Here is a 13880-nt window from a genome sequence, read left to right on the forward strand (position 1 = left end):
AGGCAAAGGGCGACGGACAAATTTCAACCTCATGAACCTGCTTCATTCACAGACCCAGCGCCTGTTGCGAAAGGTCAACTGTCCGGCGGTCAGTCTGCTGATCGTTGAGGACAACGATGCCTCGCGCCGCCTGGTGATCGAGTTGCTGCGCGCCGCCGGCTTCGTCAATCTGAGCTTCGCCCGAAACGCCGAAGAGGCGCTCGATCATCTGCAGAACCAGGCGCCGGACCTCATGTTGCTGGACTGGAACCTGCCGGGCATGTCGGGCCTGGAACTGGTGACCCTGATCCGCGCGGCGGCGCACCGGCCGGACGTGCGCATCCCTGATCCGGCCCTGCCGGTGGTCATGCTGACGGCTCGCCAGCGCGCTAATGATGTGGCGCTGGCGCGCGATGCGGGGATCAGTGAATTTGTCGTCAAGCCGTTTTCCACCAGCTCCCTGCTTAAGGCCATATCATCGGCCCTGACCCGGAAGCGCCCTGCGCTGATGGAGGCCGTCTCGCCCGAGCGCCGCCGGCGCAAGGCGCAACTGTTTCCGGGCCTGCTGCGGCGGCCGGAGGGCGGGGCAAAGCACACGCCCGCGGAAGCCGGACTTCAGACCTTGCGCGGCCTTATGGGCGCCGGCGGCCGGGTGCCGGAGATCGACCATATCAATCAGGTCGTCAGGCATCTGATGGAGAATCAGGCCCAGGCGCACGCCTTTCACCGGCACCTCGTCGAACAGGCGACCCAGTCCCTGAACGAGTATGTGAAGCTGGCCGGCAGAACCGCCGATACCGAGGTCATTGACGTGCATCTCGATGCGCTCATACGTCTGAACGAGACGCCTCACGCTGATGACGATGAGGCCCTGAATATCGTCCGCCACCTCAAGGTGCTTGTCACCAAACGCAAAACCAGCCGCAGGCTTGCTTCCAGGGTTACCCAATGAACGCTTTCACCACTCTGGACAGCCGCACAACCCTCAACAACACCCTGTCGAACCGGGATGTGCGCAGCCTCGCCAATCTCGGCGAGACGGCCTCGACAAGCCGTGTCCTCAACCTGTCGGCGGTCCACGTCAATTCCGCGCACGAGAAGGACTACCAGTTGCGGCCGTTCTTCCGCGATTCGCAGATGAACAAGGCCATACTGGTCAAGCATACGCTGCGCGCCAATGAACGCGAGCTTTTCGGCCGTTATCGCCGCACGGCCACCAAGATCATCCTGCCCTTCGATGCGACGGACCTCAAGCTGGGCGGGCGCTCGATCCTGGTCAACCAGGTCGGTTTCGACGCCTTCTGCCGTGGCTATTTCGGCGATGACATCAATGCCAATACCGATGTGCAGACCTTACGTCTGCTCGATCAGTTGCCCTCGGTCGATCCCTTCCTGGTGCGCGAGCACCTGTCGCGCCATGGCCACAAGCCGGGCGCCTGTTATCTGAAGATTTCACCCTACGACATCCAGCGCATGATCGGTTTCGCCAACGAAGAGATAGAGCGGCTGGTGCGCACGGCCTTTTCCGGTTCGATCGGCGGGTCGGCCATCAAGCTGGCCGGCAAGATTCTCGCTAATGAACTCGATTCCGAACTGTGGCCGCTGAAAGCGACCTTGCGCATGGCGGATGATGAGTTCTCCGATGGTATCTTCTCCTGGCGCGGCTTCCTGTATTTCAAATGGCGCCACATCGAGTTGCAGGACGAAATGCGCAAGGTGCTGGAGGGGCTCTCCACCTACCAGCCTATCGGCGCCTGCGATGACGGCACGCGCGACTACCTGAAAGAGGTGCGCCCGCGCCTGGCCAGCCGGATCGTCAATGCCGTCGCCAGCGTCGGCCGGACGCTCAATGTCTATGACCGGGCCTATCATGCCCTCGTGCATGGCGAAAATCCCGGTCCGTTCCGCCGCTTCCTGCTTGATGGGCCGAGCCTGTTTTTTGAGCTGGGGGAAAGTATCGGCATTCTCAGCCACATCGCCTCCTTCTGGAGCTACCGGATGGGTCAGTCGATGATGACCCAGCGCCTGACGCCGTTTGAATATGGTGACATCCTGATGGATTTTGAAGAGTCGCTGTCGGTCGTCTCGCTGGATGACGAAGAGGGCGCCGGATGATCGGCACCAGTCTCGCCTTCACAGACGGTCTGAACCGCGCCGCCACGGACAGCGACTTTACCTCCACGCGCGAGGTGCGCAATCTCGCCAATCTGAACCGCACCTGGTCGTCCTGCCGGGTGCTCAATCTCGCCAAGATCTATACGGCCTATAAGGACAATGAGGACTATCTCGCCAAGCCCCTGTTTGAGCACTCGGCGCTCAATCGCGCCCTGATCCTCAAGCACACCTTGCGGCTCGACGAACGCGATCTCTTTCCGGGCGGGCGCCGCACGGTCACCAAGGTCATCCTGCCCTACGACCCCTATGACCTGCGCCTGGGCGGCCGGTCGTTCTTCGTGCGCCAGACCCAGTACGAACCGATGATGCGCACCTATCTCGGCATCGAGGACATGGGCAAGAACCGGGATGCGAAAATCCTGCGCTGCATCGACGAACTGCCGTCGCTCGATCCCTTCCTGCTGCGCGAGCACCTCGACAAGGCTGGCTGCAATCCCTCCGGGGTCTATTTCCAGATTTCGCCGCAGGACCTGAAGGCCATGACCGCCTTTACGGCGCGCGAAATCGAGAACCTGGTCAATGTGGCGCTGGGGCAGGGCAAGAACAGCAAGGGCGCCACCCGGCTGGGCAACAAGATCCTGTCGGACAATCTCAGCAAGACCCTGGCGCCTCTGCAAATGACCCTGCAGATGAGCGACGAGGAGTTCCAGGAAGGCATTATGTGCTGGCGCGGTTTCCTCTATTACAAATGGTGTCACGTCGAATTGCAAAGCGGCCTGCGCGACGTTCTGGGCGGGCTGGGCAGTTACCGAACCTCAGGCAGCTATGACGAGGCCATGCGGGGGTATCTGAAAAAGGCGCGGCCGCGTATCGCAAAGGCGGTGGTCGAGATCATCAATGACGCCCGCGATACGCTCGATCACTATGATCAGGTCTATCACGCCCTGGCGGTGCGGCGCGATCCGGAGCCCTTCCGGCAATTCCTGCTGTTCGGCTCGGAACTGTTCATCGAACTGGGCCACAAGATCGGCATTCTGAACCATATCTCGTCGTTCTGGAAATACCGCATGGCGCGGCTTAACCGCAAGGGCGCGAAGCCGCTTCAGGATATCGAATTCGCCGACATGCTCGTGGATTTCGAGGCCAGCCTGTTCAACAATCTGAAGAAAGATCCCATGCGTCAGCGGGCGTAGGACTACTTTCTCCTCCCCTGCGAAGCGGGGGAGGTGTCGAGCAAGCGCAGCGCGTCGAGACGGAGGGGGCATGACGGCGCGTGGTTGCCCCCTCCGTCAGCGACACCGGCTCTGCGAGCCTCGCGCTGCCACCTCCCCCGCTTCGCAAGGGAGGAGATATCTTACTTATCCATCAGCTTCTGCATGAAGTAGGTGTAGTCGATGGCATAACGACGAGCGCGTTCCGGCAGGTTGGAGGCCGCCGCGTGGCCGCCTTCGGTGTTCTCATAATAGTAGAACGGCAGGCCCATTTCTTCAAAGAGGGCCGCCATCTTCCGGGCATGGACCGGGCCGACGCGATCGTCCTTGGTCGAGGTCTCGAACAGCGGTTCCGGATAGGCGACACCGGCTTTCACATTGTGATAGGGCGAGATGCCGCGCAGGAAGGCGCCTTCGACCGGATCGTTCGGATCGCCATATTCGCCCTGCCAGGAAGCGCCGGCCGACATCTTGGTATAGTTGACCATATCGAGCAGCGGCACCTGCACATCGACCGCGTTCCACAGGTCCGGGCGCTGGGTAAGCTGCACGCCCATCAAAAGCCCGCCATTGGAACCGCCCATGATGCCGAGGTGGCGCGGCGTGGTGATCTTTTTGGCGATCAGATCCTCGGCCACGGCCTGGAAGTCATTATAGATATTCTGGCGCTTGGTCTTCAGGCCGGCTTCGTGCCAGGCGGGGCCGAATTCGCCGCCGCCGCGGATATTGGCCAGCACGAAGGCGCCGCCCTTTTCCAGCCACAGCTTGCCGATGGTGCCGGAATAGTAGGGCGTCGAAGAGACTTCGAAACCACCATAGGCATTGAGGATGGTCGGCGTCGTTCCGTCGAGCGGGATGTCCTTCCGCGCGATCAGGAAATAAGGCACCTTCGTGCCGTCCTTCGAGATGGCCCAGAATTGCTGCACCTGCAAGCCATCGGCATTGAAGCGCGCGGGCGAGGTCTTGATCTGCTCCACCGTACCGGCCGCCGCATCGACATTGAGCAGTGTGTTGGGGATCAGGAAGGAGGAGACGCTGACCAGGACGCGGTCGCTCTGGTCGTCGGTCGAGACGATATCGAGCGCCGAATTGGCCGGCAGGTCAAGCTTCTTCGCCGACCATTTACTGCCGCTGTAGTCATAGCTCCACACCTCGCCGGTGACGTTGGACAACAGCGACAGGATCAAGCGATCTTTCGTCTGGCTGATGCTCTCTACCGACTGATGGGCGTCCGGCTGGAAGAGCAGGGTGGGCTCCAGGTGCGACGGATCGGTCAGTGCCTTCGCCAGATCGAACACCAGCACGGCGCCGGTCTTGAAAACCGTGCCCTTGGCCGAGGTCCAGTCCTCTTTCAGGCTGTAGATCGCCTGCCCCTTCATATAGCCATTGAAGTTCGACGATGTCGGCAGGGGCAGTTCGACCGCCTTGTCACCGGCGTAGAAAAGCTGCTGGCTATGGAAGAAATCGAGGCCGCGATAGGCATAATCCATGACATATGTGCCATCAACATCGCGCAGCACGGTGCGGCCGGCGCTGACGTCTTGCTTGGTGCCGCGATAGATTTCGACTGCCTGGTCGAGCGGCTGGCCGCGCTTCAACACCTTGGTGATGTAGGCGTAAGAGGATTCAGTAACATCACCCGGCGTCCACTCGCGCGTGACATAGAGCGTATCGGCATCGCGCCAGGTGACGCTCTGCTTGCCTTCGGGCAGTCCGAAACCGCCGATGATGAAGCTTTTCGTCGTGATATCGAACTCGCGCACGATTGTGGCGTCCTTGCCGCCGTCGGATAACTCGATCAGGCAGCGCGTATAGTCCGGCGCCAGGCAGTTGGCGCCTTCATAGACCCAGTTCTTGCCTTCGGCCTTGGAGAGCGCGTCGATATCGAGGATGGTGTCCCACTGCGGCGTGGCGGACTTGTAAGACTCCCAGGTCGTCTGGCGCCAGATGCCGTGGGTGTGGTCGCTATCCTGCCAGAAGTTCTGCACCAGACCCTTGTGGGCGAAGGTCGGGTAGGCGATGCGGTCGGTGGCCTGGAGGATAGCGAGGGCCTCCGCCTGATTCTGCGCAAAACGCGGGTCTTTGGAAAGTTTGTCGATGGTGGTCTGGTTATGCGCCAGCACCCATTTCATGGCCTCGGCGCCATCGATCTCATCGAGGAAGGCGCGCGGATCGGGCGCATCTTTCGGCGCGGTATTGGGATTGTCGGCGACGGCCTTGGCAACTGTGGTCATGGTCTCTGCGTGCAGGGTAAAGGGAGACAGGGGCAGCGCAAACAGCGCCGTTGTCACACATAGCGATTTCAGGGAAATTTGCATCGGGAGGAGCCACCTTTTTCAGACGCTTAAGATTGCGAATGAAACTAGCGGCTTTCCGCAACTTGGCAAGCTTGGGCAAGATTACAAAAGAGTCATGATCGCCTTTGAAAAAGTACTTTACAAAATAAAGTTCTTTAGTCATTTATGCTGACACCTTCAAAGGAGCCGTTCATGTCCACCCTGTCCCTTACCAACGAAACGTCATTCGATGCTTCCCAGCCGGCCGTCATGGAAGGCGGCATGACCTTCTGGGCGGGCCTGAGCTTCGGCACGGCCAGCTTCGTGCAGTATCTCATTCTCTCCGGTCATATCACCCTGCCGCATCCGGCCCTGATGGGCGTGCTGTGGATGGCGGCTGCTATTGCCTTTGTGCTGTTCGGGATCGTCTTCAAGGTCGGCAGCGACCGCCTGATGCTGCAACAGCCGGCGGTCCGGCGTTTTCGCGCGGTCTGGGGTACGCTGATCCTCGGCGCCGCCGTAGTGATTGCCGCCCTGATGATCATGATGGTCAAGTTCGGTGCCGCCGCTAATGCCAGCTTCATCATCTCGCCGATCGCCCTGTCGGTCTATGGCGTCGGCTGGCGCGTGGCGGGGGTGATGACCGGCAAATCGTGGCCGAAATGGCTGTCGCTGGGGGCTTTCGGCACGGCGATCGGCCTGGCGCTGCTGGCTGGGCGGCCCGAACAGTCGCTGGCCTATGCCGCCGCCCTTTTTGTCTTTGCCATTCTGCCTGGCCTGTCGCTGCTGCTGCGTCCCGTTAACTGATCCGAACAAGGAATAACCCCCATGTCCAACCTGCAATCCGATATCGATTACATGAAATCCCTGGCCGAGGCCGGTGGCAAGGGGCCGCTCAGAAACGGCGCCACCCTCTTTTGGGCCGGTCTGCTCTATGGCCTCGCCGCTATCGGTCAATATGCCATGATCGTGGGTTGGCTGCCGAAATCCGGCGCGGTCTCGGCTTTTATCTGGTTCGGCGCCAGTATCATCTTCGGCATCATTGCCACGGTCTTCTGTTTTGACCGCCTGCGCATAAAGGGATCGGTCAGTAATCGCGCCACGGCCTCAGCCTGGTCGGCGGTCGGCCTGGGGATCGTCGCCTTTCTGATCAGCGTGGCGGTGATTGCCAATATCTACCAGAATTTCGAGCCGCTCTCCTATCTGATCGCCCCGGTGATCCTGCTGTTTTACGGCATGGGCTGGTGGGTCAGCGCCCAGATGTCGGGCCTGGGCTGGCTGAAACTGATCAGCCTGGGCAGTTTTGTCGCGGCGCCTGCGGTTTCCTGCCTGGCCGGGCAGCCGGTCCAGATGCTGGCCTATGCCGGCTGCCTGTTTCTCTTCGCCATGGTGCCGGGCCTCGTGCTGATGCGCGCTGAAAAGGCGTAAGGCTATGGGTGACGATTTCAATATCGAGGCCATTGATGACGTCATCCATGGCCGCCTGCGACTAGGCGTCATGGCTTTTTTGTCGACGGCTGGTTCGGCGGATTTTCCCCTGCTGAAAAGCCGGCTCCAGGCAACGGACGGCAATCTGTCGGTGCAGTTGCGCAAGCTTGAAGAGGCGGGCTATGTGCTGATCGAGAAGGCGTTTGTCGGCAAGAAACCCCAGACTACCGTGACCCTGACCGATACGGGACGCGCCGCCTATATCGGCTATCTCGACGCCATGCGAAAGCTGATCGCGGATTCGGAAGCATAAGAAAGATACCCCACCACCACGCCATGAAGAATGGCGCGGTCCCCCTCCCCACCATAGGTGGGGAGGTATAAAAAAGAAGATGGGCATATACCTTACACCTCCCCGCTTGTCGGGGAGGGGACCGCACGACCGCAGGGAGATGCGGTGGTGGGGTATCTTGCTTTCTTTCCCTCACGAAAAAATCATTTCATTGGAAACCAGTTTGGCGCTACACTTCCAAAAAAGAGGAGGCGCCAATGTTGGATGAAAAGCATGGGATCGTGGGCGGTTATGTGCCCGAGCGCGCCGACTGGACCATCGATCAGGACTGGCACCTCTATACGGCCGAAGAACACGCCACCTGGAAGACGCTCTATGAGCGCCAGATGAAGCTGATCCCCCGCCGCGCTTCGCAGCACTATCTCGACGGCCTGTCCGATCTGCCGATCACCGCTGACGCCATTCCCGATTTCGAGCGCCTCTCCGATGTTCTGGAAAAGCGCACCGGCTGGCGCGTGGTGGCCGTGCCGGGCATGGTGCCGAACGATGTCTTCTTCACCCACATGGCCAATCGTCGCTTCCCGGCCGGGCAGTTTATCCGCAAATCCCACCAGCTCGACTATCTGCAGGAACCGGACGTTTTCCACGATATTTTCGGCCACGTGCCGATGATGGTCAATCCGGTGATGGCCGACTTCATGCAGGCCTATGGCGAAGGCGGTCTCAAGGCCATGCGGCTGGGTGAACTGGACCGCATCGCGCGGCTATACTGGTATACGGTCGAATTCGGCCTGATCGCAGAAAACAACGATGTGCGCATCTTCGGTGGCGGCATATTATCCTCCTTTACCGAAACCCGGTTTGCGCTGGAAAGCCCTTCGCCCAACCGCATCGGCTTCGATCTGGAGCGTGTCATGCGCACGGATTACCGTATCGACGAATTCCAGGAGACCTATTTCGTCATGCCGTCGATCGATACCCTGTTCGACATGGCCAATACCGATTTCGGCCCGATCTATGAGCGTCTGAAATCCGTTCGGGATTACGGCCTGGCCGAAGTCCTGCCAACCGATCATATCTATACGCGCGGCACGGGGGAATATCACCGGGCGCTGGCCTAGATTTGACAGCGCGTCGCGCCCGTGGTCTGTGGTTGCAAAACGGGAGCAAACACATGTCCATCCATCGTCGTCACTTGCTGGCCGGCTTTTCAGCGCTCGGCCTTGTCGGCCTGTCCGCCAATGCGGCCGCGCTCAAACAGCCCTATCAGAAGATCGGCCTTCAGCTTTACACCGTGCGCGATGCCTTTTCCGCCGATCCGGCCGGCACCCTGCAAAAGGTTAAGGCGCTGGGCTATGATTATATTGAAACCATATCGTATGGCGGCATGGCGCCGGCGGCGCTCAAGGCAAAGCTGGCGGAGATCGGCCTGACCGCGCCGTCAGCTCATATCGGCCTTAATGATTGGCAAACCCGCCCGGAAGCCGCGCTGGATGACCTTGCCGCGCTGGGCGCCGACTATGCCGTGCTGGCCTGGATGCCGCCGGAAGACCGCAAGGACTGGAAGGTGCTCGGCGAAAAAATGAACACATGGGGGGCGCTGGCGAAAGCGCGAAGCTTAAGCTTCGCCTATCACAATCACGATTTCGAATTCACCAAAACCGCCGAGGGCGAGATGCCCTATCATCTGCTGCTGGAAAATACCGATCCGGCCCTGGTGAACTTCGAGCTCGATTGCTATTGGGCCAGTTTCGCCGGTCATGATCCGCTGCATATCCTGCAAAAACATGGCGACCGCATCCGGCTGCTGCACCTGAAGGATAAGGCGGCGGATGGTTCGATGGCGCCGGTCGGCGAGGGCACGATCGATTTCGCCGCCATATTGGCGAAGGCCAATGACCTCGGCATCAAATACGGCTTTGTCGAGCATGACAATCCGGCCGATCCGTGGGCGAGTATCGCCACGAGTATCCAGAATTTGAAGGGTTGATCCTTTTATCCTCCCCTGCGATGGCGGGGGAGGTGCCACGGCTTGTCCGTGGCGGAGGGGGCAATTCCACTGTCCGTTTGCCCCCTCCGTCAGCGACACCGGCTCTGCGAGCCTCGCGCTGCCACCTCCCCCGCTATCGCAGGGGAGGAGAAGCAGGAGTTACTTCTCCCCCGCTTTCTTCTGGTAATAATCACCCAGCACGAAAAACGCCTGCTTGCGTTGACCGGTTTCGGAGAGAAGCCCCTTGCGGTTCCAGCCCTGCTGCCAGGTATTCTGCCGGCGCGGTGAACGGAAGTCCTTTAAGATCCACGGCGACATCCCGGCCAGGAAGGGAATATGGTCGGCCATTTCCAGCGTCGCCTTGTAATAGCTTGCCTGATAATCCTCGCTGAAACGGTGCTGCTGAGCCGGATCGTGGTAACCGTATTTGGCCCCGGCGCCGAATTCGGAGAAGATCATCGGCTTGTCATAATCCGAATGCCAGACCGTCTTGCGGACATCTTCCAGCGTGCCGTTTCCGTACCAGCCGTTATAGGTATTGATGCCGATGACATCGAGATAGGCGGCCAGCGGATCCTTGATCGAAATGTCATTGGGGCCGTTGGAGGTGGCAGTGTTCAAAGCCGCCGAAATCAGACGCGAACCATCAAGATCGTGCGCTTCCTGCGCCAGGGTGCCGAGGAAGTGATTGCGCGCGTCTGATATCGGGGTTTCGTTGCCCACGCTCCAGATGACGACGGCGGCGCGGTTGCGGTCACGCAGAATGTTTTCGGCGATCATTTTCTGTGCCGCCTGGAGCGTTTCCGGTCGGGTGAAATTGGCGCTCCAGTAGACCGGGATTTCGCTCCAGACCAGGAGGCCCAGTTCATCGGCCATGCGGGTCGTGACTTCGGAATGCGGATAATGCGCCAGCCTGACAAAATTGCCGTGCAGGCCGGTTTTAATCTCGGTCAGCAGGGCGCGCGAGGCTTCCGGCGTGATGCGGCGTGACGGATCGGGACCGAACTCCTCCTCATGCAGGGAGATGCCGCGCAGGAAAAGCGGCTTGCCATTGAGGATGATCTGGCTGCCCTTCACCTCTATGGTGCGAAAGCCGATGCGGTCGCTTAAGGAATCGGCACCCGCGGTTACTCTGACATCGTAGAGGGTCGGCGTGTCGGGTGACCAGCGTTTCAGCCCGGCCGGCGCCTTGGCCGACAGGCTGACGCGGCCATCGGCGCCGGTGGTGCCCTTCAGCATCAGTTTCAGCGCCGGTACACTGACCTCCACGGCCTGATCGGCCTTATCAGCGCCCTCAAGCGCCACATCGGCGGCGATGCGGCCATCCTTAGTCAGGCGGATGAAATCGTCGTCGATATAGGTCTGTGGCGTGGTGACGAGCGTGACATCGCGGGTGATGCCGCCATAGGTTTCCCAGTCGGTGACCGTCGGCGGAATGGTGTCGGGCGTGCGCGTCGAATCGACCGCGACAACGAGATTGTTATCCTTAGCGCGCAGTTTATCCGTCACGTCGAAGGCGAAAGGGGTAAAGCCGCCTTCGTGCTCGCCGATGACCTGACCGTTGAGATAGACCGTCGCGCGGTAATCCGCCGCGCCGAAGCGCAGGAAGATACGCTTGCCATCCGCTGCGGGCGCATCGAAGCGCTTCTGATACCACATCAGGCCGTTATAATAACGTAGCTGCGGATCGTAGCCGATCCACGAACCGGGGATATCGGCCAGCGGCGCGCGGCCCAGGTCGTATTCGTAAAGCGCGTTGGGATTGTCACGCGATGCCTGCTCGACATTGATATCGGCCCCGCGGGTCTGGCTGACCTTGAAAGGTCGGCCGAGAAAATCGGCCTGGCCATCGCGGTAGGGATCGACACTGTAATGCCAGGGGCCGGACAGCGAGACGCCCTCACGCCGATCGGCATTCACAAGCACATAGGCTGGCACCAGAGCGGCATAGGCGGCATTGTCGGCGGGGCTGGCCGGTGCGGCATAAAGCGGTGTTGCCGCAAGCATCAAGGTTGCGATAATGGATGCAAAAACGGGCCGGTTGCGGCGCATGACGATTTCCTCACCTGTTGTTTTGACCAAGGCTATCCGCTTAAGACACCGGTGGCAAGGTGCCGCAGAATTGACTTGCCGCGACGCTTGTCAAATGCCGCGCCGACGCGCAAGATGTCGTTATGCGCCCTCTACTTTCGACTGATGACCTATCCGCCCTGCCGCAGGATTTGCCCGACTGGACGCTGGAAGACGGCGGAAAGGCGATTTCGCGTCATCTTAAATTCGCCGACTTCAAACAGGCATTCGCCTTCATGACGCGGGTCGCTGCAGAGGCCGACCGCATGGATCACCATCCGGAATGGTCCAATGTCTATAATACCGTCTCGATCCGCCTGACCACGCACGATTCCGGTGGGCTGACCAAAAGCGATATTAAGCTGGCCCGGCTGATCGACCAGGCAGCGTCAGGCGTATAAGCTACTCACGCATTTAATTTTTATTTTTCTGCCCGTAGTTCTGGTTCTACCCATTAGTTAGTGATCCCCTGTCTTCAGGGGTCCGGCGGCGTCTATATTTAGAGGATCACGGAATACCCATGCTCGAAAAGAAAAACACCATTCTGATCGTTGATGACGAAGAAGAAATCCGCAAGATGCTCAGCATCTTTCTCGATGCGGCGGATTTCAAGGTGTGCGAATGCGATTCAGGCAAGCAGGCCCTGCGCATGAGCGCTTCGGTTCGTCCCGATCTTATCCTGCTTGACTTAGGTTTGCCCGATATCGACGGCAAGGAAGTCATCACCAAGATCCGCGAATGGTCGAATGTGCCGATCGTCGTGTTGACCGCCCGCTCGGAAGATGCCGACGCGGCACCGGCGCTCAATACCGGCGCCGATGACTATGTCACCAAGCCGTTCTCGGCCGAAGTCCTGCTGGCCCGCATCAATGCCAATCTGCGCAAGTCGGCGGTGAAGGAAGTCGGCGATCCGGAAATCGTGCATGGTCCGATCCGCATGGACCTGGTGCGCCATGAGGTCTTCATCGATGACGAGCGTATCGGCTTCACCCCCAAGGAATATGACCTGCTGCGCTTCTTCCTGGTCAATCGCGGCCGGATGCTGACGCACAAGCAGATCCTGAAGGAAGTCTGGGGGCCGGCTCACCTGGAGGATACGCAGTATCTGCGCGTCTATATCGGCCAGGTGCGCGACAAGCTGGAGACCCGTCCGGGCCTGGGCAAGTCGATCGTGTCGGAATCCGGTATCGGTTACCGCATGGATATGGTCAGCTAAGTCCTCGCGTACAGCCCGCATAGAAATCCGGCAGGGTATGTCCCTGCCGGATTTTTTATGTCCGCTTTCCGAAACAATGGCGCATTTATTCCATCCTTATCTTCTAATCGTGGGTTGTCTTTGTATATTTATGGCCGGTCGCATACCGTAAACTTAATTATCTGCGCCATTCAGGGCGGGGTTGTATAGGAGAACGCTATGCTTAACTGGATTGTCACTTTCTTTATTCTGGCCGTCATCGCGGCCTTCTTTGGTTTCACGGGCCTGGCCGGCACCTTTGCCGAAATTGCCAAGTTCATTGCCGTAATCTTTGTGGTTCTGTTTGTGGCCAGCCTGGTCTACCGCATGATTACCGGCCGCAGTGCCAATCCACCGCTATAGCTTACCCGGTTGGGAAGTGCTGATCCTGAAAAAACCGGCCCTGTAATGGGGCCGGTTTTTTCGTGGCTGTCCGTGATCTTCCTACGCCTTCTTGTTGGCGTACCAAAGGGTGAAGATGGCGCCGCCTTCGGGGTGGTTATGCAGTTCGATGCGGCCGTCGAGCAGGCGCATGATGTACTGACTGATGGTCAGGCCAAGGCCGGTTGAGGCATTCTGCTGGTCGGTCTTTTGCAGGCGGGTATATTTGTCAAAGACCGCCGCCTGTTTTTCAAGGGGGATGCCTTCGCCATGGTCGCGGATACGAACAAAACCTTCGCCGTTTTCCAGGCCGTATTCGACCTCGATCACCGGATTGGCGGTCTTGCGGCCGCCGAACTTGAAAGCATTGTGGAGCACCAGGCCGATGGCGCGGCTGCCGAGCATCGGATCGGTCACCAGGTCATCGGCGGACCCGATGGCGGTAATCTTGATTTCGCCCTTTGTCTTGAGCGGGCCTAAGCGCGCCAGGCTGTCATTGATCATCTGGCTTAAGCGGGCGCTCTCAAAGCGCGGCCTGACGGCGTCGGCCTCGAACTTGGCCATATCGAGAATATTTGTGATGAAGTGATCGAGGCGGAAGGCTTCGGTCAGGGCCGAGCTGATCAGCGATCTGCGCTTCTCTTCGCTCAGCTTGTCATAAAGCATGGTCATGACCTCCAGCGAGCCGATAATGGTGGCCAGCGGGGTTTTCAGGTCATGTGATACCGACGAAAGCATTTGGCGATGCAGGTATTCACGAATCTCGTCATGTGTCGGGGAGCTTATATCTTCGGGCTTCATAGCCATTTCTTACCAACAATGTACAGGTTGCGCAAACAGACTTGAGCAGTATTAAAGGAAGGGCGCAAAGAAAGGGAGCAAGGCCTTACACCTTGCTCCCTCA

Annotated in this window: 14 protein-coding genes; 11 read left to right on the forward strand and 3 right to left on the reverse strand. The window is 59.4% G+C overall.

Features of this window, described 5'->3' with window-relative positions; genetic code table 11:
* Positions 1-31 precede the first annotated feature (31 nt).
* From BLO49_RS13290 to BLO49_RS13300, 3 genes are read left to right on the forward strand one after another with little or no spacing between them, the layout of a single operon-like run.
* On the forward strand, positions 32-931 hold the full coding sequence (locus BLO49_RS13290) for a response regulator (RefSeq protein ID WP_090649532.1): 900 nt from the start codon (positions 32-34) through the stop codon (positions 929-931).
* Complete coding sequence (locus tag BLO49_RS13295) at positions 928-2094, forward strand: hypothetical protein (RefSeq protein ID WP_090649535.1); 1167 nt, start codon at positions 928-930, stop codon at positions 2092-2094. The genes BLO49_RS13290 and BLO49_RS13295 overlap by 4 nt, the downstream gene beginning before the upstream one ends.
* Positions 2091-3287, forward strand: a complete 1197-nt coding sequence (locus BLO49_RS13300; RefSeq protein ID WP_090649537.1) for a hypothetical protein — start codon at positions 2091-2093, stop codon at positions 3285-3287. The genes BLO49_RS13295 and BLO49_RS13300 overlap by 4 nt, the downstream gene beginning before the upstream one ends.
* A 161-nt stretch (positions 3288-3448) precedes the next feature.
* Here the strand turns inward: BLO49_RS13300 and BLO49_RS13305 are convergent, their stop codons facing one another.
* The gene (locus BLO49_RS13305) at positions 3449-5539 is read right to left on the reverse strand and encodes a prolyl oligopeptidase family serine peptidase (RefSeq protein ID WP_090649743.1); all 2091 of its coding nucleotides are present in this window, start codon (positions 5537-5539) and stop codon (positions 3449-3451) included.
* A 255-nt stretch (positions 5540-5794) separates the two neighbouring features.
* Between BLO49_RS13305 and BLO49_RS13310 the strand changes: the two genes are divergently transcribed.
* The 5 genes from BLO49_RS13310 to BLO49_RS13330 all read left to right on the forward strand — a co-directional run bounded on the left by BLO49_RS13310 (position 5795) and on the right by BLO49_RS13330 (position 9291).
* The gene (locus BLO49_RS13310; RefSeq protein ID WP_245679029.1) at positions 5795-6388 is read left to right on the forward strand and encodes a hypothetical protein; all 594 of its coding nucleotides are present in this window, start codon (positions 5795-5797) and stop codon (positions 6386-6388) included.
* Positions 6389-6409: 21 nt separating this feature from the next.
* Positions 6410-7009 carry a hypothetical protein gene (locus BLO49_RS13315; protein WP_090649539.1) on the forward strand — a complete coding sequence of 200 codons (600 nt, stop codon included), beginning with the start codon at positions 6410-6412 and terminating at the stop codon, positions 7007-7009.
* Positions 7010-7013: 4 nt separating this feature from the next.
* Positions 7014-7322, forward strand: a complete 309-nt coding sequence (locus BLO49_RS13320) for a winged helix-turn-helix domain-containing protein (protein WP_090649542.1) — start codon at positions 7014-7016, stop codon at positions 7320-7322.
* A gap of 236 nt (positions 7323-7558) precedes the next feature.
* Entirely contained in the window at positions 7559-8422 is an 864-nt protein-coding gene (gene phhA, locus BLO49_RS13325) for a phenylalanine 4-monooxygenase (protein ID WP_090649545.1), read from the forward strand.
* A 53-nt stretch (positions 8423-8475) separates the two neighbouring features.
* Complete coding sequence (locus BLO49_RS13330; protein WP_090649548.1) at positions 8476-9291, forward strand: sugar phosphate isomerase/epimerase family protein; 816 nt, start codon at positions 8476-8478, stop codon at positions 9289-9291.
* Between the two features lie 159 nt (positions 9292-9450).
* Here BLO49_RS13330 and BLO49_RS13335 read toward each other — a convergent pair whose 3' ends face one another.
* The gene (locus BLO49_RS13335) at positions 9451-11373 is read right to left on the reverse strand and encodes a glycoside hydrolase family 2 protein (RefSeq protein ID WP_245679030.1); all 1923 of its coding nucleotides are present in this window, start codon (positions 11371-11373) and stop codon (positions 9451-9453) included.
* Between the two features lie 92 nt (positions 11374-11465).
* On the opposite strand from BLO49_RS13335, the gene BLO49_RS13340 reads away from it, so the two are divergent.
* The 3 genes from BLO49_RS13340 to BLO49_RS13350 all read left to right on the forward strand — a co-directional run bounded on the left by BLO49_RS13340 (position 11466) and on the right by BLO49_RS13350 (position 12958).
* Positions 11466-11762, forward strand: a complete 297-nt coding sequence (locus BLO49_RS13340) for a 4a-hydroxytetrahydrobiopterin dehydratase (protein ID WP_090649554.1) — start codon at positions 11466-11468, stop codon at positions 11760-11762.
* A 119-nt stretch (positions 11763-11881) separates the two neighbouring features.
* Entirely contained in the window at positions 11882-12577 is a 696-nt protein-coding gene (locus BLO49_RS13345) for a response regulator (protein ID WP_090649556.1), read from the forward strand.
* Between the two features lie 198 nt (positions 12578-12775).
* On the forward strand, positions 12776-12958 hold the full coding sequence (locus BLO49_RS13350; RefSeq protein ID WP_090649558.1) for a DUF1328 domain-containing protein: 183 nt from the start codon (positions 12776-12778) through the stop codon (positions 12956-12958).
* An 81-nt stretch (positions 12959-13039) separates the two neighbouring features.
* Here the strand turns inward: BLO49_RS13350 and BLO49_RS13355 are convergent, their stop codons facing one another.
* Positions 13040-13777, reverse strand: coding sequence for a sensor histidine kinase (locus BLO49_RS13355; protein WP_090649560.1), 738 nt, complete (start codon positions 13775-13777; stop codon positions 13040-13042).
* Positions 13778-13880: the final 103 nt, after the last annotated feature.

This window comes from Asticcacaulis taihuensis (assembly GCF_900100255.1).
Taxonomy (GTDB): Bacteria; Pseudomonadota; Alphaproteobacteria; order Caulobacterales; family Caulobacteraceae; genus Asticcacaulis; species Asticcacaulis taihuensis.